We start from the raw sequence: 533 nt of genomic DNA, 5'->3' as shown, positions 1-533 counted from the left end.
TAAAATTTTCATACGACTCACATTTCTTCACGATCTCTTCACGGTATGCCTCATAAGATACCGCCAAATTCCTAAACTAGCTCGTAAATTGAGGTTAATACAATGAAAAAACTGGCTCTTATTTCTGTCGTAGGTTTGGCATTGTCTGGTTGTGGTGGTTCTGGCAGCGACAATAACGACAGCTCATCAACACTCCCAGCAGCAAAACCAAGTGCGGCTATTGGGTCTGTTGAATCTGTAGATGCTAAAGAAAGCACATTAACCGTCAATGGATATACTTACCGCGTTTCAAAGGTAGTTTACGGTAACACTCCATTAGCGTTGACTGTCGTGCAACCAAATATGATGGTAAAAGTGGATGAAAACATCCAAAAAACAACAGATGCGCATGCCGTTGTGTCACTAGAACCAACCATTACTGGTCGAGTGACTGCCATTGATTACGCAAAGAAAACCTTCTCCGTAAATGGAGTAGAACTGCAGTTTGATGGCTTAAGTAACGAGATCGATTTAGGTGAATGGGTGATGGTGTC

The 533-nt window shown here is 42.0% G+C and carries 1 protein-coding gene; it reads left to right on the top strand.

From position 1 onward, the window contains the following. Positions 1-102 precede the first annotated feature (102 nt). Positions 103-533: DUF5666 domain-containing protein (locus R7E78_RS30060; protein WP_411913793.1), on the top strand; the 431-nt coding region annotated here is incomplete at its 3' end.

It is taken from the genome of Vibrio sp. YT-19(2023), assembly GCF_033337395.1.
Note: the sequence above shows the minus strand (reverse complement) of the source record. Positions and strands in the feature narration are given on the sequence as shown.